This window comes from Pacificimonas sp. ICDLI1SI03 (assembly GCF_054740865.1).
This window is the reverse complement of sequence record NZ_JBSQAU010000001.1, coordinates 982,609-1,001,843: the sequence shown is the minus strand read 5'-3', so window position 1 is coordinate 1,001,843 and position 19,235 is coordinate 982,609. Positions and strand designations below refer to the sequence as shown.

Sequence of the window (19,235 nt, the reverse complement as noted above, 5' to 3'; positions counted from 1 at the left end):
CGCCCTAGAACCGCTTCTGGAGCTGCACGTCAACGCGCGTCCTCGCCAAAAGCGTCTTTTCCGCACGATGCGGGGGCAAAAGATCGCGTTCGATGAAGTGCCGGGTGATGCGTAAGGCCGCAAGAATGTCGTCTCCGCCCGTGGCGGCGGCGGGATCCTTCATGAAGGCGGGCAGGGCGAACAGGCGGGTTTTGTACGCCGCGCCAGCACTGGCGCTGACGGCCCGGCCGGATTTGGGCGAAAGATAGATCAGATCGTCGCAATCTCCCGTCGCCGCACAGCTGTCCAGATCGAGCCTGAAACCCAGATCGCGAAGCAGCTTGAGTTCGAAACGAGCGAGCGCTTGCCCCATTTGCAAAGCGTCGGCGTCGGCCTCCATCAGAGCCAGGCAAGCGGCCAGCGCCTCAAAAAGCTCAGCAAAGGCTTCCCCCTCAGGCAGGACGTCGGCCACCAGCATGGTCAGCCACTCGGTAAGGGACAATGTAAGGGGATGGAGCGCCAGTGCGGCGCGGCTGGCCATCAGCTCTATCCGTGCTGTCGCGAGCTGGGTCTCGCCGCGGCTGTCGAGCTGCGCCATCACCATATTGCCAGCCGACAGAAGCGGTTTGGACTTTCGCGACCGGCCGCCATGGACATAGGCGGCGATCAGGCCGTTGGTTTCCGTCAGCATGCGTATGACCGCGCCATGCTCGCCATGCGCGCGGGCGGTCAACATGATGGCGGTAGTGGTCAGATGCATGGCTGGCGACCGCTTCGGCTATCCACCGGATACGACGAAAGACGCCCCCATGGTCACTTCGTCCAATCGAGTCCCATCTGGTCGTAGCTTTCGCGACTGTCCGCCCAGTCTTCCTTTACCTTCACGGTCAGGAAGAGGTGTACGCGTTCGCCCAGAATATCTTCAAGTTCGGCGCGGGATTCCGATCCGATCTGCTTCACGCGCGCGCCGCCCTTGCCCAGAACAATGCCCTTCTGGCTTTCCCGTTCGACAAGGATCGTCTGGTGGATGGAAATGCCGTTCGGTCCCTCGGTCCAGCTTTCCGTCTCAACCGTGGAGGCATAGGGCACCTCCTGGTAAAGTTGCAGGAACAGCTTTTCTCGCGTGATTTCGGCGGCAAGCAGGCGGCTGGTGATGTTGGACACCTGATTTTCAGGGAAGTGCCACGGCTCCCGCGGCATCGCCGCCGACAGCGTTTTCTTTATGTCGTCAATGCCGTCGCCGGTTTCGGCGGACACCATGAAGGTTTCGACGAACGGGATCTTTGCATTCAACTGCTGTGCAAGCGGCAGCAGGCCGTGCTTCGATGCGATGTCCACCTTTGTCAGCGCCAGCATCTGCGGTTCGTTCCGTTTGGCGAGCGTTTCCATGATCGCCTCGACGTCATCCGTCATGCCGCGCTTTGCGTCGACCAGCATCAGGACGATATCCGCGCCGGACGTCCCCTCCCACGCCGCGTTTACCATCGCGCGTTCCAGCCGTTTTTTCGGCGCAAAGATACCTGGTGTGTCGACCAGAATGACCTGCACGTTCCGGTCGATGGCAATGCCCATCAGGCGGGCACGGGTGGTTTGAACCTTTGGGCTGACGATGGCGACCTTCTGACCCACCAGCGTGTTTACGAGGGTCGATTTACCCGCATTAGGGGCCCCGACGACGGCCACGACGCCGCAACGCTGTTCGGTCTCGCTGTTCATAGTGCGCCTTCTCGATTCAACATTGCGAGCGCGGCTGCCTTCTCCGCCTCCTGTTTGCTTGACCCTTGCGCCTCTACGGGCTCGACGCCGCGCACTGCAACCTCGACGCGAAAGCTGGGCGCGTGATCCGGCCCCTCCCGCCATGTCACCCGATAGGTCGGCAGCGGACGGCCGCGACCCTGCGCCCATTCCTGCAATTGCGATTTGGGGTCGCGGGGTGGCGCCTTGTCCTCCCCGATCCTGCCCGTCCACTGCCTGCGGACGAATGCCGTCGCGGCGGGCATGCCGCCGTCCAGATAAAGGGCGCCGATCAGCGCCTCGCACACGTCGCCCAGAAGATTGTCGGACTGGTGTACGCCCGCATTGCGTGCCGACGCGTCGATCAGGACATGGTCGGCCGCACCGATCTGGCGGGCCACGGCAGCGCAGCTTTTCTTGTCGACGAGCGTCGCGAAGCGGCGGGCCATGTCACGCTCGGATTCGTGGAAATCCCGATACAGCCATTCGGCCATCACACAGCCGAGGACGCGGTCGCCGAGAAATTCCAGCCTTTCATAATTGTCGCCGCGCCCGCTGCCGCCGCTGGAATGGGTGAGGGCGGTACGGACGAGGTCGGGATTTGTGAACCTGTGGCCCAATTCGCGCTCCGCCCATTGGGCCAGCGCGTTCACAGGCGGCGGCCGATGCGATCGAAGCGCACCGCCGGTATCCAGCTGCCCGGATCATCGAGCCGAGCGGAACCGTCCAACGAGAGAAAGGAAATGCTGGCGCGCCCGACAAGGTTCTGTAACGGCACCATGCCGAACCCCTGCGGTGCGCGGCTGTCCTCGCTATTGTCGCGATTGTCACCCATTACGAACAGGCTGTTATCGGGGACGATGAAGGTGTCGGTATCATCTAGGGCGGCCATGTAGGGGCCATGCAATGTGCGGATCGGCCCATGCCCGGGCAGTTCCTCGACATACTGCCGAAAAACGCATTCGTCGCCGACCTGACGGCCTGCCTCGCAGGGGGTGTTGGGAGAGATGGGTACGACGCTGTCCGCGATGCGCCGCCGCGGTACGGGCTCGTCGTTCAGAAAGAGAACGCCTGCCGCCATCCTGATCCGGTCGCCGGGAAGTCCGATGACCCGCTTCACGAAGTTCATTTCGCCACCTGCGGGATCCGTGAAGACAATGACGTCGCCGCGGCTGGGCAGGGTCGCACCGATGCGGCCCTCTATCGGCGCAATTCGAAAGGGGAATGACGCGCGGCTATAGCCATAGGGGTATTTCGCCACGAGAATGAAATCGCCCGCCATCAATGTCGGCTGCATGGACGCAGACGGGATCGAAAAGGGCTCCGCCACAAATGTCCGTACGCCGAGGGCCAAGAGCACGGCCAGAAGGATCGTGCGCAGCGCCGCCAGCCATGTCGGCGCGCGGCTGATCCTTTGCGAAGTTGCAGTGTCCAGGGTGAGGGGCGCGGTCATCATTCGTCTTGGCACTTTTCAGTGCGCCGTAACAGTGTCAAGCGAGGCGCGTTCTTTCGAAAGGCGACATCGATGAAGACTGAATGGCAGGCGGTTGAAGAAGCGGTGGAGGCGGCGAAGGCATCCGCGCTGGTTTCAAAATTCGATCAGGAAAAGAGCCGACTGCAGCGCCTGACGTTCGATGTGGCCGACATGCATTTCGACCTTTCTAGGACGCATCTCGATATTGGCGTGGTCGATGCTTTCCTGGCGCTGGCCAAGCAGACTGATTTTCAGGGCCTGCGCGCGCGCCTTCTGTCGGGAGACACGGTGAATCCCACCGAAGGCCGGGCAGCCTCTCACACGGCGGAGCGTGGCATGGGCGCGGAGGCAGACGTCCACGCCGCCGACGAGGCCCGCCGGCAGATGCGCGCGCTATATGACCAGATCGAGGGCGGCGCGTTCGGTGACGTCCGTCACATCATCCATATCGGCATAGGGGGCTCGTTTCTGGGGCCCGCGCTTGTGATCGACGCGCTGTTGCCGAAGGAGCCGCGCTATGACGTGCAGATCGTCAGCAATATCGACGCGCGCGCCCTGGAACGCGCGCTGATGCATGTTGACCGCACCCGCACCTTGATCGTGACCGTATCGAAGAGCTTCACGACGCTTGAGACGATGATGAACACCGAGAGCGCGTTGAAGGCGCTGGGGCAGGACGCGAAATCGCGCCTGATCGCGGTCACTGCCGCCCCCGACAAGGCGACGGAATTTGGCGTGGACGCCGCAAACGTCCTTCCCTTCGCAGAGACGGTCGGTGGGCGCTATTCCTTGTGGACCGGCGTTGGCCTTGCCGCCGCGCTTGCGCTTGGCTGGGAGGAATATGAGGCGCTGCTGTCCGGTGCGGCAGCAATGGATGGTCATTTCGCCGACGCCGACCTGACCGAAAACGTACCCTTCGTGGCGGCGTGCATGGACCTGCTTTATGCGAGTGTCATCGGGGCGGAAACGCGCGCCGTCTTTGCCTATGACGAGCGACTGGCTTTGTTGTCGCCCTTTCTGCAGCAATTGGAGACCGAATCGAACGGCAAGCGCGTCGACCGGGACGGCGAGACGCTTGAGAGGGGTAGCGCGCCCGTAGTGTGGGGCGGGGTCGGTACCGATGCGCAGCATGCCGTGTTCCAGATGCTGCATCAGGGCACGCACCTGATCCCGACAGAATTTTTGGCGGTGAAGGAGCCGGGGCATTCCATCGGCGGTGATCACCATGCCCAGCTTCTTGCCAATTGTATCGCACAAGGGGCGGCGTTGTTGCGCGGGCGCAGTTTTGAAGAAGCGAAGGCGAAGGGTGCCGACGATGCACTGGCGCATGCCAAGACGTTTCCCGGCGACAAGCCATCCTCGACGATTCTGCTCGATCGCCTCGACGCGCGTACGCTCGGGGCACTGCTCTCCTTTTACGAGCACCGCACATTTGCTTTTGGTGCCCTGCTTGGCATCAACAGTTTCGACCAGATGGGGGTCGAACTGGGCAAGGATGTCGCCCGTGCAATCGCCGACGGAGATCTGGGCGATCTCGACCCGTCGAGCCGGGATCTACTGACGCGGGTTGGGCTGTAGCGGACGCGCCGGGAAGGGTCGGGCCCGGCAATTAGGTGCAATTACCCCTGCCCAGCGGGGGAATTTGCCGGGGATCCGTATTCCAGGCCTTGCATTGGCAGCCAATGGAAAAGTCGCTGCCACCTTGTTGCGCTGCACAAATGCCTATATGGGAGCATTCGATACTTTCCCATATTCTAGGATGCCCCGCCCATGGCGCTACGCAATGTGGCCATCATCGCGCACGTCGATCATGGCAAGACCACCCTCGTCGATGAACTGTTCAAGCAGTCCGGGACGTTCCGCGAAAATCAGCGCGTCGAGGAACGCGCGATGGATTCGGGCGACCTGGAAAAGGAACGTGGCATCACGATTCTGGCCAAGTGCACCAGCGTCGTCTGGACCGGCAATGCCGAGACCAATGAGGGCGGCGAGGCCATCCGCATCAACATCGTCGATACGCCGGGCCACGCCGATTTCGGGGCCGAGGTCGAACGCATCCTGTCCATGGTGGACGGCGTCATCCTGCTGGTCGACGCCGCTGAAGGGCCGATGCCGCAAACGAAATTCGTCACCAGCAAGGCGCTAGCGCTGGGCCTGAAGCCCATCGTCGTCGTCAACAAGATCGACCGTGGCGACGCACGCCCGGCCGAAGTGCTGGACGAAGTTTTCGAGTTGTTCATGGCGCTGGAAGCGACCGACGAGCAGCTGGACTTCCCGCACCTGTTCGCCTCTGGCCGCGGTGGGTTCGCCAATGAAGACCCCACCATCCATGAGGGCACGCTGGAACCGCTGTTCAAGCTGATCCGCGATCATGTTCCGGCCCCGGGCCTGGACATCGACGCCAAATTCTCAATGCTCGCAACGCTGCTGGACCGCGATAATTTCCTTGGCCGTATCCTGACCGGACGTATCGAATCGGGTACGCTGAAAACCGGTATGCCGATCAGGGCGATCGACGTGAACGGCAAGATCGTCGAGACCGGGCGCGCGACGAAGGTGTTCGCGTTTGATGGCCTGGACCGTGTCCCCGTGGATGAGGCGAAGGCGGGTGACATCGTCGCCATTGCCGGTCTGACCACCGCGACGGTTTCCAACACCATCGCCGATCCCGAAGTTTCCGCACCGCTGGACGCGCAGCCAATCGATCCGCCGACGCTGAGCATGACATTTGCCGTCAATGACAGCCCCTTTGCCGGCAAGGATGGCGACAAGGTGCAGAGCCGTGTCATCCGCGAACGTCTGGAGCGCGAAGCGGAAGGCAATGTCGCCATTCGCATCACCGAATCGAACGAGCGCGACGCGTTCGAAGTGGCGGGGCGCGGCGAATTGCAGCTGGGCGTCCTGATCGAAACGATGCGCCGCGAAGGCTTCGAACTGTCCATCAGCCGTCCCCGCGTATTGTTCCGCGAAGGGCCGGAGGGGCGTGAAGAACCCTATGAAACCGTGGTCGTCGATGTTGACGATGAATTTTCCGGTACGGTCGTCGAAAAAATGGCGCTGCGGAAAGCAGAGATGACCGACATGCGCCCGTCGGGCGGTGGCAAGACGCGCCTGACGTTCAGTGCGCCGTCGCGCGGCCTGATCGGCTATCATGGCGAATTCCTGTCCGACACGCGCGGCACCGGCATCATGAACCGCCTGTTCGAAAAATACGGCCCCTATAAGGGCCAGATTATCGGCCGCCCCGTCGGCGTCCTGATTTCGATGGAGCAGGGACAGGCAGTTCCCTATGCGCTTAACACGCTGGAGGAACGCGGCATTCTGTTCATCGGCCCTGGTGAGGCGCTGTATCAGGGCATGGTCATCGGCGAGAATGCGAAGCCGCAGGACCTGGAGGTCAATCCGCTCAAGTCGAAGCAGCTGACCAACTTCCGCGCCAGCGGCAAGGATGACGGCATTCGCCTGACCCCGCCGCGTCGTATGACGCTGGAACAGGCGATCGCCTATATCCAGAATGACGAGCTGGTCGAGGTAACGCCGAAGGCAATCCGTATTCGCAAGCGGCACCTGGATCCGCACGAGCGGAAGAAGGCCTCGCGCAAGGCTGAAGACTGAGCTGTCGACGCGTCGCAAGCTCTGCGTGCGTGAATTGAAAAAGGGTAGAACCGGATTCCTGATCCGGCTCTACCCTTTTGCGTTCTCTGAAGAGGGTTAAACTCCACCCTCACGAAGGATAAGTCCTAGGCGTTCGTGGCCTTTTCGGCGGCCGATTTGCGCCGCCGTATCGCTACGGCGGTGAAGCCAAGGCCGCCAAGAAGAAGGCCATGCGTCGCAGGTTCAGACACCTGCTCTCCGGGCATGATCTCGCTGATCGTGAGCGTACTTGCCCCCGATACGAGACTGGTCAGATTGAATGTGCCGGTCGAGAAGACTGGTCCACCGGCGCCGCCGGTAAAGAGGTCGGGTCCGGCAAATTGAGTGAAACCAAGGTCTGGGGACTGGATATTCAGACTAGCAATCACGCCGGTTCCGAAGCTGATATCGGCTGTGCCCGGCACACCGCCGAAAACGCCCGCAAAATCGTCAAAGAAAATCTGATCACCGATCAGCGTGCTGCTGTTCGCCCGGTCGGGAGTCGGCATGGAATCCAGAATAAAACTGGCCTGCCGCGATCCGGTCAGCTCGAATTGCAGGGGCGCAGCACTGGCAGGTGCCGTCAGGAGGAGCGCGGTTATCGCGGCACCGGAGGAGATGAGGGTCTTACAGATCATAAAAATGGTCCAATATTGGGAACAGGGAAGAAACCCTTTCAGGTCGTTAATTATATACGGCCCCGAATGATCAGCGGTTTCGATTGCCTGCCGTAAGAGGGCCCCGCAAATTGTCTGATAGCAAGGATCGATGGCGTTGCGTTCCGGCGCCTGAGGCGCGAGAGGGCCGACCATGGAAATATTCATCGCAATGAGCGCGCTCGCGCTTGCGCTCGCCATGGATGCGTTCGCCGTCGCGCTTGCGCAGGGGGCATCCGGCAGAACGGATAGCCTGACGGCGGTCCGCTTGGGTTTGGCATTTGGTGTGGCGCAGGCCGTAATGCCGCTGATCGGATGGCTGCTGGGGACGGGTTTTGCGTCCCTGATCCAGACAGTGGATCATTGGATCGCGCTGATCCTGCTCTCCTTCCTGGGATTGCGCATGATTCGTGAAGCCATGACGCGGGACGAAGGGGAGGTTCCACCGGCCCTTTCCGGCTGGACGTTGCTGACCGCGGCGATCGCCACAAGCATCGATGCGCTGGTTGCAGGAATTACCATTCCCACCTTGGGACTTCCCATACTCCTGACCTGCCTCGTCATTGGTGTTGCCACCACGGTGCTTTGCGCCATTGGTGTGCGGGTAGGCGGACTGATGGGCGCACGTCTGGGCACGCCTGCGGAACTATTTGGCGGGGCGGTGCTTATTCTCCTCGGCCTCGATATTTTTATTCGCCACCAGTTTTTCGGCGGATGACCCCTCAGGTCGAGCGCTGTTCGAATGCGTGATCCCGCCTGTCAGGAGGTAGGTTCGACCCCGCCAATGCAAAGATATTTGATCTCCAGATAATCCTCGATACCGTATTTTGAGCCCTCGCGGCCCAGGCCGGACTGCTTGACACCGCCGAAGGGCGCAACCTCGGTAGAAATAATGCCGGTATTGTGGCCGACGATGCCATATTCCAGCGCCTCTGCGACCCGGAAAATCCGCGCATAATCGCGCGCGTAAAAATAGGCGGCGAGGCCGAATATGGTGTCGTTGGCCAGTCGGATCCCATCCTCTTCGGTCTTGAAGCGGAATACGGGGGCGAGCGGGCCGAATGTTTCCTCGTGACTGACGATTGCGTCCGTCGGCACGTCAGCAAGGAGAGTGGGTGAGTAGAACAGGTCTCCCTTGTCAGACGGACCGCCCTCCACGACAACGCGTGCGCCCTTCTTTACCGCATCTGCCTTGTGCGCCTTAACCTTTTCCAGGCCATCGGCATCGATCAACGGGCCGATGTCCGTCCCCTCCGCCATGCCGTCGCCGACTGTCAGGTCTCCGACCGCGCGTTCGAAACGCTCCATGAACGCGTCGTAGATGCCATCCTGCACGTAAATGCGGTTGGCGCAGACGCATGTTTGACCGGCATTGCGGAACTTGCAGGAAATGGCGCCCTCGACTGCGGCATCCAGATCGGCGTCATCGAACACCAGGAAGGGCGCATTGCCCCCCAGTTCCAGACTGATCTTCATGATGTTACCGGCGCACTGTTCGTACAGCTTTCGGCCGATTTCGGTCGAGCCGGTAAAGGACAGTTTCCGAACGGCAAAATTGCTGGTCAGCTCGCCGGCGATCTCTCCGGCACTGCCGGTCAGGCAGGACAGCAGCCCCCTTGGGATGCCAGCCTCCTCCGCAAGCACGCAGAGGGCGAAGGCGCTGAGCGGGGTGGCGGTGGCGGGCTTTATGACCATGCCGCAGCCAGCGGCGAGGGCAGGACCGCATTTTCGCGTGATCATCGCGGCGGGGAAGTTCCATGGCGTGATGGCGGCACAGACGCCAATGGGCTGCTTCATCACGAGAAGGCGCTTGTCCGGCTGATGCCCCGGGATCATGTCGCCATAAACGCGCTTTGCCTCTTCCCCGAACCATTCGATGAAGCTGGCGGCATAGGCGATCTCGCCGCGTGATTCCGCCAGCGGCTTGCCCTGCTCCGCCGTCATCAAATGCGCGAGATCCTCCTGATGCTCCATCATCAGGTCGGCCCATTTGCGCATGACAACAGCGCGATCCTTTGCTGTTCGGGCGGCCCAGAGCCTCATCTCCCTTTGCGCGGCGTCTATCGCCTTTCGCGTCTCGGCAGCGCCCATTTTTGGGACGTTGGCAATCGTTTCGCCCGTGGCGGGATTGGTAACTGCTATGCGTTCATCCGCGCCCGTCCATTCGCCGGCAAGGTAGCAGTCCTCGCGAAGAAGATCCGGGCGGGAAAGGTTGAGTTTCGTCATGGAAGGGCCTCGCTTTCCCCTTGCATACGCATGTGGGGCCTTCATGGTTGCCGGCGAACGATACGAAGGGGCAAGGCACAAGGTCCAATCGCGTTCGATAAGACACTCCGCACACCAGGCAGGTCATTCTCTAATAAGAGAAATCCGCCGAAAAAGTCTCAAATAGAAATTTTTTCTAGACTTATACAGCGTACAGTCTACGTTTGCGGGACGCGCTCTTGCATGAGGGCCACCAAAAATGGTGGAGCAGAGTGTCGAGGCGATAGGACCGGGGATCCTATTCGTAAGCACAGGAGGGGGAATTAGATGTTTTTCACGTCAAAAATGAGTCGCGCCGATTTTTCCGGCGGAAGTGTTCTGGCGCTTGGCATGGCCATCCTGACCGCATCGGTGCCAGCCGCTGCCCAGACGGATGCGGGATCGGATATGCCCGAAGAAATCGTTATTACGGGGTCTCGCATCGTCAGTTCCGGCTTTGACGCCCCCACGCCGATGACGGTCGTGGGCCAGGATGAGTTACGACAGGCGGGCCGAACGGATATTTCCGAGACCCTGGCCGACTTACCGCAATTCCGCAGAACGCAAAGTGCCACGTCGACCAATACGGTTACGTCTTCCGGCCAGTCGCCCGCCGATTTGCGTGGTCTGGGAAATGCGCGCACTCTCGTGCTGATCAACAGCCGACGCTATGTCAGTTCGAACGATTTGCAGACGGTTCCTTATTCTCTGGTCAAGAATATCGAAATCGTGACAGGCGGCGCCTCTGCTGCTTACGGTTCGGGTGCAGTTGCCGGCGTCGTCAATCTTATTCTGGATGATGAACTGGAACGATTCGAGCTCGGCGCTCAGACAGGCATTTCTTCTCGCGGCGATGGCAAGAAGTCGTTGTTTGAAGCATCGGCTGGTCTGAACTTCGCAGATGGTCGCGGTCATTTTATGATTGGTGGCGACTATTTGAAGGATGAGGGCGTTATTCCAGGCAATGCCCGTCCCCTTATAGGGTCGGCGCTTTTCTTTCCTGGTGAGGATGGACAACTTTATCCCACCGCCGATGTTCGCGATGCCGTCCGAAACGAGACGGGCCTGATCAATACCGGCGTCTTGGCAGGCCAGACGTTCAACAATGATGGCACGCTGCGTCCCTTCCAATACGGCATTCGCCGCCCGGGCGCGCCCACGCTGATGCAGGGCGGGGAAGGTTATAATATCGACCAGTTCAGGTCGCTGTCCGCACCGATCGAACGTGCGAACGTCTTTGGCCGGGTCAGCTATGAGGTCTCGGACAATTTGGAAATCTGGGCGGAAATGGGCTTCAATGAAGTGTCCGACCGTCGCGTTTATTTCCCCGATCTGGCCATCAATCAAATCACGGTATCGGCCACCAACCCCTATCTGAACCAGAATATTCAGTCCCAGCTTGCCGCCGCCGGAGAAACGGAATTCACCTTTGGCCGTGCGGTTACCGACGTATCGTTGACCGAGTATGATTTCACCCGCCAGACTTTCCAGGGAACCGTGGGATTGGACGGGAACTTCGCTGACGGCACATGGCGCTACAATGTTTACTACAGCCATGGTGAGCAGGAGCAGGATCAGACGCTGATCGGTCTAACGCTGCGCGAGAATTTTTTCAGCGCAGTGGACGCGGTGCGTGACCCCATTTCGGGGGAGATCGTGTGCAGGGTGGCATTGACGAATCCGGGCACCGATTGCCGTCCGCTCAACCTGTTCGGATCGGGCAATGCGACGGCTGCCGCTCAGGATTACGTCACCGACAATTGGAACGCGGTTACTACGAACTGGCTTGATAATGCGGGCGCATCGGTAAGCGGTGATTTGTTCAATCTGTGGGATGAGCCGGTCGCGTTCGCCGCTGGTGTGGAATATCGCGAAGAGTCGTTCGAGACATTGTACGATGCGAATTCCCTAGCTGGCAACTTCACGACCATTAATGGCGTGAATATTGAAAAGACCGGCAATAATGTGAAGGAGGGCTTTGTCGAAGTCGCCGCTCCTGTTCTTGTCGACCTTCCGTTTGCGCAAAGGGTTACCTTGAATGGTGCCGCACGTGTCTCGGATTATAGTACGAGCGGATCAATCTGGTCGTGGAAAGTCGGGGGTGTCTGGGAGGTCAGCGATGACATAAAGTTTCGCGCAACTCGCTCGCGGGACATCCGCGCCGCTTCGTTGAACGAACTGTTCAGCAATCAATCCACGTTCTTCACCAACGTCGTCGACGAGGGGCAGGGTGACAAGCCAACCAGGCAAATCATTCTCTACACGGGTGGTAATCCGGATCTTGCCCCGGAGATCGCCAATACATTGACTGCTGGCGTCGTGTTAACGCCGCAATTCATGCCTGGATTTGCCTTTTCGGTCGATTATTACGACATCGAAATTGAGGATGTGATCACGACGCTGAATGCGCAGCAGATCGTGAACAGCTGCTATTTGCAGGGTAATGATGCTGCGTGCGCGCAAATCAGCAGAGGCAGCTCAGGCGATATTTCTGAAATTACAGCGACATTTATCAATGTGGCTGAATTCAAGAATACCGGCCTGGATTTTGAAGCTTCGTATCGCACAAGCACGGACGGTCTCGGGATCCCGGGGCAGCTCGATCTGCGTGCCCTCGCCAATTATGTTGACCGCCTGGAAACCGATAATGGCATCATCACAATTGACGGATCGGGATTCCTGGGTTCGCAGGCACCATTCCTGGCGCCGAAATGGCGGGGCACGCTGACAGCGACCTTTGAATCTGATCATATCGGCCTTGATACCCGGGTGCGCTATATCGATGGTGGAGGTTATGCTCCGGCGGAAGTGCTGGCCAATATAGGCGACAATGATATTTCCAGCCGTACCTACGTCGATCTGGGGGTGCGGGCTTATGTGCCGTTCGGCGACGGTGACCGCTTTACGGTGTTCGGGAATGTGCAGAACCTATTCGACAGGGATCCGCCGCTGGCTGCGGTCAGCTCTGCCTATTTTGACTTGATCGGGCGCTATTACACGTTCGGTGTAAGGGCTAATTTCTGAGATTCCGCTGCGTTGCCGGTTGGCTAGACCATGCCGGCAACGCAGTGCACCCGTCTAATCGCGGGCGGGGACTACGCCCAGATCGCCGGATACGATGTGCCAATCGCCGGTTCCATCGACGGGGCGACGAAGTCTGTAGATACCGTCATATGAGCGGCCCGTGCCGTCGCTCAGCAGGTCGTCCACTTCGACATCAACCGAGACTGTCGCGACGCCGTTGCTGACCGAGTGGGGAGAAATGCGGCCAATTTCAACTGCGGTGAGCTCGGTGTCGGTAAATCCGCTTTTGAAGCGTTCGAAGGCGTCGGTGTCTTCCTCCGGCTCCTGCCCCCATAATTGCCATGCGGTTGCATAGTCGCGGCTGGAAATGGCGGCGTAATATGCCTCTACGACCGCACCGGGGCCTGTCGAAGCGGCCCTGACCGCTTCATCCGTTGGCTCGGCGCCGGGCTCCTGAGCGGAGCAGGCGGCCAGAAGCGTGAGGGCAGGCAGGAAAAACCGCGCGTTCATATTTCAGAGGATGCCCCCGCCGAGCGAAAGGCGCAAGGCCGCCAGAATGAGGACGAAAATGTTGAGGTTCCGCCCGGCATTGGAACTGGACATCGCGCCTATCGCGCCACCCAGCGCCGCAATGGGAAGCGCGAGCCAATTGACGATGCCGATGAAGGGGAACAGGCCAAGAATGGCAACAGACAGAGCGACGAGACCGAGCAGGATCGATACCATATTCAACATAAAGTCGGCTCCGGGCTGTATTGGTTATGCAATACACTTATTTAGACGTCGGTGAGGAGGTTGCAAGGCATGAATATGTTTATGGACGCCGACCAGCTTCATGCGTTTTTGGTCGCCGCAGCGCGTGCGCGGCAACCGGTGACCTATTCCGAGACGCTGGCTAGTCAGGGTTACGCCTTCACACGGCCGAAGATGCGTGCGCTTTGCGCCCTGCTTGGTGACCTGGACGCCGGAGGACGCGCACGAGGAGAGCCGGAGCTGGCCGTGCTGGTGGTACGGCAATCCGACGGTCTGCCGGGGCAGGGTTGGTGGGCGTCCGGCGGCGCAGAGGGACATGCGGGGCCGTGGGAAGGGCCGGCGGCCAAGCGGCATGTGAAGCGCCTGCAGAAACGTGCGTTTGACTATTGGGCGTCGCGCGCGTCCTCCACCAACGCCTGACAGGCCGTTCCTCAGGTCTGGAACGTATCGCATGCGGCGGGGTCGCCCGTTTCCATGCCACGCTGGAACCATTGTTGCCGCTGGGCCGACGTACCGTGGGTGAAGCTGTCGGGCGTCACATATCCTTGCGCCTCCCGCTGCAGGCGGTCGTCTCCGATAGCATTCGCGGCGGCCAGAGCCTCTTGCAGATCGCCGGGATCGAGATTCTCTTGATTGCCATACGCAAATACGCCCGCGTAGCAATCGGCCTGTAATTCCATGCGTACCTGCAACTCATTCTGCTCGCTGCGCCCCACGCGCGCCTGCTGACGGCGTATTTCTTCCGACATGCCGGTCACCGTTTGCACATGATGGCCGACCTCGTGCGCGACGACGTAAGCGGCGGCGAAATCGCCGACGCCGCCCATCTGCGCCAGCTGGTCAAAGAAGCTAGTGTCGATGTAGATCCGCTGATCAGCGGGACAGTAGAAGGGGCCTGTGGCCGATTGCGCGGCGCCGCATCCGGATTGCCCCCGACCGGCGTAAAAAATCAACGTCGGTTCGGGATAATCTTCCCCAGCCTGCGCGAATTCGGCATTCCAGACATCCTCCGTATCGGCGAGGACCACGCAGGTGAACGCGTGGATATCGCTGCGGTCGCAGCCTGTGCCAGCTCCGGCGGTTGCTACGGGGTCGGCAACAGGCTGGCCACCGCCGCCCATGCCCAGGACGCTAAGCGGGTTGCCGCCCATCACCCAAATGACGATGCCGATAATGACGATGGTTCCGATTGAGAGGCCGCCCTTGCCGCCGATGGGAAGGCCGCCGCCGCCCATGCGAAAGCCGCCGCTGCGTCCCGTCTGGTCGCCTATATTGCTGCTCTGTCTGCGGCCGCGCCATTTCATTTGAATGCCCTCCCTTTTGCAGGATGACGCGCGACAATGGAGCGCGGTTCCCTGTTGATTAAGCACCCGGAAAGCGTGCCGTCATGGTGTTGTGCCGAAAACCTAGCCGAAGGGTTGACGCTGTGCCCCCGCCGATTCATATATATGGGCAAGTTCAACGTAAGCGAAGGGAGGTGATCCGATGTCTCATGGTTCAGAAAAGAGGTCGGTTCAGTCTGTTCGGAGGATCGCTGCCTGAACGGTAGCCATTCGGGTCTTCCGGGTCGTACGTCCGGCCGCTGACCATGTTAGAGGGGTCGCTTGTTCCCGAGGGGGCAGGCGGCCCCTCTGCGTATTGGCGGGTTTGGCATTTGTTTTCCGCGGGGGACCGCGTTCTAATTTGTGCGCTTTAACCGCGTGATGGCGGTGTCGAGAGCGGACAGGAAGCGTGACCGGTCTTCCTTTCGGAAGGGCGGGGGGCCGCCAATATTCGTCGTTTCCGCGCCCGCCCTGAGGTCGGCCATGATGGCGCGGGTCGCGATAGCGCCGCCGATCGACGCGCTGGTGAAGGGCTTGCCGTTATTTCCGATAACCGTCGCGCCTGCCTTTATGCAGCGATCCGCCAGCAGGATATCGGCGGTGGTCACGATGGTATTCTCGCCTGCCTGCTCTGCAATGTAATCGTCCGCGGCGTCGAAACCGTCGCTGACGACGTTTAGCGAAATCAGCGGATGATCGGGCAGACGAAGATATTGGTTCGCGACAATCACCACGGGAACCTCGTGGCGCCACGCGACCTTGTAGATTTCGTCTTTTACCGGGCAGGCATCGGCATCGACCACGATTCGTATCATTGCACGGCAAAGACCGGGTAGGGATCGACCGGCTCGCCCTGCCACCAGTTTTTTTCTGGGCCGAGTTGTTCGATTGCGAAATGAAGGTGCGGGGCGTCGTCGTCGGCATTCCCTGTTGAGCCCACGGTGCCGATCACCTGCCCCCGCCGCACGGCATCGCCCTCTTCGATATCGTCGGCGCGGCTATCCAGATGGGCGTAATAATAGACCCAGCTTTCGGTGGGATCGAACTGATAGATGGTGATGCCGCCCTGATCCGAATCGAAGAATTTCACAAGAACGCCATCGTCCACAGCGCGCACGGGCGTGCCGCGCGCGGCCATGAAGTCCAGGGCTTGGTGGGCACGCCCCTCGCCGCGGGAATCGTCGAACTGCGGCGTCAGGTCGGACAGATCGTAGCCGGCCACGGGGAGTGTCAGTTCCTTCGCCATAAGCTCCGGCGTCGCAGATGGAGAAGGCGAAAACACGATATCTTCTGGCGGGTCGGTGGCGATTTCTTCGGGCGGAATAGCATTAGTCGGGGTGTCGACCATTTGCGGGGGCGGTGCCGCGCGGTCTGTGCGCTCATACAGGAACAGCCAGGCTGCGCTGGTCGCCAAGGCAGTCAGAATGGCTGTGGCGAGAATGATACCGAACGTACGCATGGCGGGATGTCTGCCGCCGAATGGCGCGCTTCACAAGTCGTCCCGTGCACGCGCTGCGATGAGCGGTACCCATGGTTCATGGTAGTTTCAGGCGTAATTTCTTATGATTGCGCGAAGGCAAGCGCGATCAAAGGATGGCGCGGAATAGATTTGGGGTTTTTATGATCAATCGACGTCAAATATTTTCAACCGGGGCGAAGGCGCTGGCCGGCAGCGCGGCGGTGCTGTCATTTCCGCATATTGCACGGGCCGATGTGGTCGCTGCCAGTGAAAAGCGGCTGAGCTTTTTCAATACACATACCTCGGAAAAGACACGGTCGCTGTTCTGGGCAGACGGCCAGCCGATTGCCGAGGGCCTGAAGGAGATCGATCACATCCTGCGGGATTGGCGCACCGGCGATGTAGAGATCATGGACCGGGGTCTTCTGGACCTGCTGCATGGCCTGACGGCCAAAGTAGGGCGCGCAGAGGAGGAATTGCACATTATTTCGGGCTATCGCAGTCCGAAAACCAACAACATGCTGCGGGGCAAGTCATCCGGCGTGGCGAAGAAGAGCCTGCACCAGCAGGGAAAGGCGATCGACATCCGCCTGCCGGGGACGGAATTGCCGAAATTGCGCAATGCCGCCATGGCGATGAAGGCGGGTGGCGTCGGCTATTATGAAAGCAGCCAGTTCATCCATGTGGACACGGGGCGCGTACGCTACTGGTAGATCCGCATCTGCATTGCCAGGCGGGACCGGCGACCGTAGCTATCGGGGCATGGATGCACCGGCGCCCTTCACGAGCCCTGCCGTCACGGCGCGTGGAGAGGCGCGCGCCTCAGTTGATTTTCGTGGCCTGGATACGCTGTGGCTGAACACGGGTACGCTTTGCAACCTTGCCTGTGAGCACTGCTATATCGAAAGTTCCCCCACGAATGACCGGCTGGTGTATCTGTATCGCAGCGACGTCCGCCGTATGTTGGACGAGGTCGCGGCAGGCGGCCATCCGCTAAGCGAGATCGGCATTACCGGCGGCGAGCCATTCATGAATCCTGACATTGACGATATTATCGCCGATTGTCTGGGCACGGGTGTCGACGTGCTGATCCTGACCAACGCCATGACGCCGATGCGCCATCACAGAGATGCACTGAGGCGGATGCGTTCGCCGCGGCTGACGCTAAGGGTCAGTCTGGACCATTATGATCCGGTGAGACACGAAAAGGAGAGGGGGCCGCGTTCCTTTCGCCCTGCCATGGAAGGATTGAAATGGCTGTCCGACGAAGGATTTGAAGTTGCCGTTGCCGGGCGCCTGTTCGACAGTGGTGACGAAGCGGGAATGCGTTCAGGCTATGCCGACATGTTTGCGCGCGAGTCGATCGACATAGACGCGTACGATCCTGAGCGTCTGGTCCTGTTCCCGGAAATGGACGATAGCAGTAAGGTCCCCGAGATCACCACTGCTTGCTGGCAAATCCTGGGCAAGAATCCGGACGACCTGATGTGCGCCAGCCAGAGAATGCTGGTTCGCCGCAAGGGCGCGGAGCAGGCGACGCTCGCCGCCTGTACGCTGCTGCCCTATGATCCGGAGTTCGATCTGGGACCGACCATTCGCGGCGCCAGCGGCAGTGTCGCGCTGAATCATCGATGGTGCGCGCAATTCTGCGTTCTGGGTGGCGGAAGCTGCGGCTGACAGGCTATTCGGCGTAGAGTGGCAGCTGATCCAGCTCCTTATCTATCTGCTCTCTAACGGCCCGAAATCGTTCGCTGTTGATCGTGCCCATGTCTTCTTCGAATTCAGAATCCGTCAGCCCCTCCACCCTCCGAAGTGCGGTTGGGGGCAGCAAATCGCCTGGCTCTGCACGCGCGAGGAGGGCCTGAACACGTGCCGTCCGTGCCGGGTCCGCCAAGGCCTGGCCCAGGCGCAAACCTGCCCGATCGGCCGTAAGATCGACGAAGCTGAAGCCGCTGCCACCCGGTAGGCTGTCATCCAGTTCTTTCCATTCGCCCAGTGCCGATCCCAGGCCTGAATTGCTGGTCGCGAGCGCCGCGGAAAGTGTGAAATGCTTGGCAAGATCGTTCCGCCCGCCAAGCTGTGCCATCAATATGGTGGGAGCGTCGACCTGTGTCGTGGCGGATGCGGCACCGGCCATTTGCATAACACCCGGTCCTACAATTGCCGCTGCCATTCCCACCGTGCGGCCAACAGCCACCTCCGCAGCGACGGGTGAATCCGCAAAAGTCATGCGATAAAGGGCGGGGAGGGTCGGCTGCTCCGCCAGGAAATCCGCCTTTTCCGTTAGTTGCGCATAGGTGTCCCAGGCAGCCTCTGTGCTGACCTCTGACGCATGGCCCGATAGACGGCGAAGCGCGCGGGTCAGTTCCTGCGGGACGTCGACCGTCATCTGCAATTTTTTCGGATCGAACTGCACGCCCGTGAACATGCTGTCCAGCGTTGGCGGAGGCTGCGGCTGATCCGCCCAGAGCCATGCCAGCAGAAAATTCGCTGCCGCCTCCGACAGTTGCGGGGGCAGGGCCACTTTACCCGCGCGGGCATGGATGCGGGCCGTGCCGTCGGGGGTCTGCGCAGCGATATGCGCAGACAGATTCAGCCAAGTGTGCTCCGCAAGTCTGAGCGACGCCTGCGCACGCAGCCGGTCGGCGAGAATTGCAGCATTGAAGTCCAGTTCGGGCGCGCTGTGGGAAATAAGCCGTGCCGCGCTGGCAATTTCCTCCTTGCGGATGGAAACGTCAGTCGGCTTGTTCTGACGCACCGCCCAGATGCTTCTGATCGCCAGCATCCGGGATGCCCCCACGTCCACGGCGCGCGGTGCCGGCGTTTCCGACGCGATGGGCTGCGACGAGAGCAGGCTCGCCCCCAGGAAGGCAAGGGCTGCTGTGAAGAACAGCGACAAACGAAAGAGGATGCGGATCACGGCGCTGCCATATCCCAGCATTGCTGTCCGGTATATG

The 19,235-nt window shown here is 60.4% G+C and carries 19 protein-coding genes; 7 read left to right on the top strand and 12 right to left on the bottom strand.

Translation table 11 applies throughout. The annotated features are described in order from the left end of the window. Positions 1-4: 4 nt before the first annotated feature. From recO to lepB, 4 genes are read right to left on the bottom strand one after another with little or no spacing between them, the layout of a single operon-like run. Entirely contained in the window at positions 5-739 is a 735-nt protein-coding gene (gene recO / locus ACSMXM_RS04775; RefSeq protein WP_460314429.1) for a DNA repair protein RecO, read from the bottom strand. Positions 740-792: 53 nt separating this feature from the next. Next, positions 793-1,695 (bottom strand): GTPase Era, encoded by a 903-nt coding sequence (gene era / locus ACSMXM_RS04770; protein ID WP_460314428.1) that lies wholly within the window; start codon positions 1,693-1,695, stop codon positions 793-795. Continuing rightward, positions 1,692-2,366 carry a ribonuclease III gene (gene rnc, locus ACSMXM_RS04765; RefSeq protein ID WP_460314426.1) on the bottom strand — a complete coding sequence of 225 codons (675 nt, stop codon included), beginning with the start codon at positions 2,364-2,366 and terminating at the stop codon, positions 1,692-1,694. Before rnc ends, era begins: the two co-directional genes overlap by 4 nt. After that, entirely contained in the window at positions 2,363-3,166 is an 804-nt protein-coding gene (gene lepB, locus ACSMXM_RS04760) for a signal peptidase I (protein ID WP_460314425.1), read from the bottom strand. The genes rnc and lepB overlap by 4 nt, the downstream gene beginning before the upstream one ends. Before the next feature lie 72 nt (positions 3,167-3,238). Here lepB and pgi point away from each other — a divergent pair, with 72 nt between their 5' ends. Both pgi and typA read left to right on the top strand, forming a co-directional pair. Then, on the top strand, positions 3,239-4,765 hold the full coding sequence (pgi, locus tag ACSMXM_RS04755) for a glucose-6-phosphate isomerase (RefSeq protein ID WP_460314423.1): 1,527 nt from the start codon (positions 3,239-3,241) through the stop codon (positions 4,763-4,765). A 192-nt stretch (positions 4,766-4,957) separates the two neighbouring features. After that, complete coding sequence (gene typA / locus ACSMXM_RS04750; protein WP_460314421.1) at positions 4,958-6,802, top strand: translational GTPase TypA; 1,845 nt, start codon at positions 4,958-4,960, stop codon at positions 6,800-6,802. Between the two features lie 125 nt (positions 6,803-6,927). Here the strand turns inward: typA and ACSMXM_RS04745 are convergent, their stop codons facing one another. After that, on the bottom strand, positions 6,928-7,458 hold the full coding sequence (locus ACSMXM_RS04745; RefSeq protein ID WP_460314420.1) for a PEP-CTERM sorting domain-containing protein: 531 nt from the start codon (positions 7,456-7,458) through the stop codon (positions 6,928-6,930). A gap of 172 nt (positions 7,459-7,630) precedes the next feature. Here ACSMXM_RS04745 and ACSMXM_RS04740 point away from each other — a divergent pair, with 172 nt between their 5' ends. After that, positions 7,631-8,194, top strand: coding sequence for a manganese efflux pump MntP (locus ACSMXM_RS04740; protein ID WP_460314418.1), 564 nt, complete (start codon positions 7,631-7,633; stop codon positions 8,192-8,194). 41 nt (positions 8,195-8,235) lie between these two features. On the opposite strand, the gene ACSMXM_RS04735 is transcribed toward ACSMXM_RS04740, so the two are convergent. Further along, the gene (locus ACSMXM_RS04735; protein WP_460314416.1) at positions 8,236-9,702 is read right to left on the bottom strand and encodes an NAD-dependent succinate-semialdehyde dehydrogenase; all 1,467 of its coding nucleotides are present in this window, start codon (positions 9,700-9,702) and stop codon (positions 8,236-8,238) included. Positions 9,703-10,008: 306 nt separating this feature from the next. Here ACSMXM_RS04735 and ACSMXM_RS04730 point away from each other — a divergent pair, with 306 nt between their 5' ends. Next, positions 10,009-12,744, top strand: coding sequence for a TonB-dependent receptor domain-containing protein (locus ACSMXM_RS04730; protein ID WP_460314414.1), 2,736 nt, complete (start codon positions 10,009-10,011; stop codon positions 12,742-12,744). A gap of 54 nt (positions 12,745-12,798) precedes the next feature. Here ACSMXM_RS04730 and ACSMXM_RS04725 read toward each other — a convergent pair whose 3' ends face one another. Both ACSMXM_RS04725 and ACSMXM_RS04720 read right to left on the bottom strand, forming a co-directional pair. Next, positions 12,799-13,254 (bottom strand): hypothetical protein, encoded by a 456-nt coding sequence (locus ACSMXM_RS04725; RefSeq protein ID WP_460314412.1) that lies wholly within the window; start codon positions 13,252-13,254, stop codon positions 12,799-12,801. Between the two features lie 3 nt (positions 13,255-13,257). After that, on the bottom strand, positions 13,258-13,479 hold the full coding sequence (locus ACSMXM_RS04720) for a hypothetical protein (protein ID WP_460314410.1): 222 nt from the start codon (positions 13,477-13,479) through the stop codon (positions 13,258-13,260). Positions 13,480-13,548: 69 nt separating this feature from the next. On the opposite strand from ACSMXM_RS04720, the gene ACSMXM_RS04715 reads away from it, so the two are divergent. Next, entirely contained in the window at positions 13,549-13,917 is a 369-nt protein-coding gene (locus ACSMXM_RS04715; RefSeq protein ID WP_460314409.1) for a ribose-phosphate pyrophosphokinase, read from the top strand. Between the two features lie 11 nt (positions 13,918-13,928). On the opposite strand, the gene ypfJ is transcribed toward ACSMXM_RS04715, so the two are convergent. The 3 genes from ypfJ to ACSMXM_RS04700 form a co-directional block, all read right to left on the bottom strand. Continuing rightward, the gene (ypfJ, locus tag ACSMXM_RS04710; RefSeq protein WP_460314407.1) at positions 13,929-14,801 is read right to left on the bottom strand and encodes a KPN_02809 family neutral zinc metallopeptidase; all 873 of its coding nucleotides are present in this window, start codon (positions 14,799-14,801) and stop codon (positions 13,929-13,931) included. 374 nt (positions 14,802-15,175) lie between these two features. Further along, complete coding sequence (locus ACSMXM_RS04705; RefSeq protein WP_460314405.1) at positions 15,176-15,634, bottom strand: YaiI/YqxD family protein; 459 nt, start codon at positions 15,632-15,634, stop codon at positions 15,176-15,178. Further along, positions 15,631-16,278, bottom strand: coding sequence for a M23 family metallopeptidase (locus ACSMXM_RS04700; RefSeq protein WP_460314404.1), 648 nt, complete (start codon positions 16,276-16,278; stop codon positions 15,631-15,633). The genes ACSMXM_RS04705 and ACSMXM_RS04700 overlap by 4 nt, the downstream gene beginning before the upstream one ends. Before the next feature lie 161 nt (positions 16,279-16,439). Between ACSMXM_RS04700 and ACSMXM_RS04695 the strand changes: the two genes are divergently transcribed. Both ACSMXM_RS04695 and ACSMXM_RS04690 read left to right on the top strand, forming a co-directional pair. Next, positions 16,440-16,991 carry a DUF882 domain-containing protein gene (locus ACSMXM_RS04695; protein ID WP_460314402.1) on the top strand — a complete coding sequence of 184 codons (552 nt, stop codon included), beginning with the start codon at positions 16,440-16,442 and terminating at the stop codon, positions 16,989-16,991. A gap of 49 nt (positions 16,992-17,040) precedes the next feature. Then, on the top strand, positions 17,041-17,955 hold the full coding sequence (locus tag ACSMXM_RS04690; protein WP_460314400.1) for a radical SAM protein: 915 nt from the start codon (positions 17,041-17,043) through the stop codon (positions 17,953-17,955). Between the two features lie 4 nt (positions 17,956-17,959). Here the strand turns inward: ACSMXM_RS04690 and ACSMXM_RS04685 are convergent, their stop codons facing one another. After that, positions 17,960-19,198 carry a hypothetical protein gene (locus tag ACSMXM_RS04685; protein ID WP_460314398.1) on the bottom strand — a complete coding sequence of 413 codons (1,239 nt, stop codon included), beginning with the start codon at positions 19,196-19,198 and terminating at the stop codon, positions 17,960-17,962. Positions 19,199-19,235 lie beyond the last annotated feature (37 nt).

Coding starts and splice junctions, on each gene's coding strand:
- recO (WP_460314429.1), bottom strand. CDS start 739: ATGCATCTGACCACTACCGCCATCATGTTGACCGCCCGCGCGCATGGC.
- era (WP_460314428.1), bottom strand. CDS start 1,695: ATGAACAGCGAGACCGAACAGCGTTGCGGCGTCGTGGCCGTCGTCGGG.
- lepB (WP_460314425.1), bottom strand. CDS start 3,166: ATGACCGCGCCCCTCACCCTGGACACTGCAACTTCGCAAAGGATCAGC.
- pgi (WP_460314423.1), top strand. CDS start 3,239: ATGAAGACTGAATGGCAGGCGGTTGAAGAAGCGGTGGAGGCGGCGAAG.
- typA (WP_460314421.1), top strand. CDS start 4,958: ATGGCGCTACGCAATGTGGCCATCATCGCGCACGTCGATCATGGCAAG.
- ACSMXM_RS04745 (WP_460314420.1), bottom strand. CDS start 7,458: ATGATCTGTAAGACCCTCATCTCCTCCGGTGCCGCGATAACCGCGCTC.
- ACSMXM_RS04740 (WP_460314418.1), top strand. CDS start 7,631: ATGGAAATATTCATCGCAATGAGCGCGCTCGCGCTTGCGCTCGCCATG.
- ACSMXM_RS04735 (WP_460314416.1), bottom strand. CDS start 9,702: ATGACGAAACTCAACCTTTCCCGCCCGGATCTTCTTCGCGAGGACTGC.
- ACSMXM_RS04730 (WP_460314414.1), top strand. CDS start 10,009: ATGTTTTTCACGTCAAAAATGAGTCGCGCCGATTTTTCCGGCGGAAGT.
- ACSMXM_RS04725 (WP_460314412.1), bottom strand. CDS start 13,254: ATGAACGCGCGGTTTTTCCTGCCTGCCCTCACGCTTCTGGCCGCCTGC.
- ACSMXM_RS04720 (WP_460314410.1), bottom strand. CDS start 13,479: ATGTTGAATATGGTATCGATCCTGCTCGGTCTCGTCGCTCTGTCTGTT.
- ACSMXM_RS04715 (WP_460314409.1), top strand. CDS start 13,549: ATGAATATGTTTATGGACGCCGACCAGCTTCATGCGTTTTTGGTCGCC.
- ypfJ (WP_460314407.1), bottom strand. CDS start 14,801: ATGAAATGGCGCGGCCGCAGACAGAGCAGCAATATAGGCGACCAGACG.
- ACSMXM_RS04705 (WP_460314405.1), bottom strand. CDS start 15,634: ATGATACGAATCGTGGTCGATGCCGATGCCTGCCCGGTAAAAGACGAA.
- ACSMXM_RS04700 (WP_460314404.1), bottom strand. CDS start 16,278: ATGCGTACGTTCGGTATCATTCTCGCCACAGCCATTCTGACTGCCTTG.
- ACSMXM_RS04695 (WP_460314402.1), top strand. CDS start 16,440: ATGATCAATCGACGTCAAATATTTTCAACCGGGGCGAAGGCGCTGGCC.
- ACSMXM_RS04690 (WP_460314400.1), top strand. CDS start 17,041: ATGGATGCACCGGCGCCCTTCACGAGCCCTGCCGTCACGGCGCGTGGA.